Here is a 206-nt window from a genome sequence, read left to right as displayed (position 1 = left end):
TCGTCGCGCCGAGGTCGGCGCGCGTCACCCCCGATAGTGCTGCGCGCCAAGCCTGTTCGGCACCGGCCCGGACTTTCGCGATGCCGCATGCAGAGCGGCCGTGCTCTGGTGGGGCGGCGCGCACTCCTTGTCGTCGGAGTTCGGTGCACCGAAAGGCGGTCTCGGTTCCGTCGACGGGCTGGACGACGTCGCGGACCGTGATGGCC

Annotated in this window: 1 pseudogene; it reads right to left on the bottom strand. The window is 71.4% G+C overall.

What is annotated here, in order from left to right:
- Nucleotides 1-206, bottom strand: a pseudogene (locus QM841_RS43120) (transcriptional regulator); the annotation flags it as partial.

This window comes from Rhodococcus sp. IEGM 1307 (assembly GCF_030056915.1).
GTDB lineage: Bacteria > Actinomycetota > Actinomycetes > Mycobacteriales > Mycobacteriaceae > Rhodococcus_F > Rhodococcus_F opacus_D.
The sequence above is the reverse complement of the archived record's forward strand: the minus strand, read 5'-3'. Positions and strand labels throughout refer to the sequence as shown.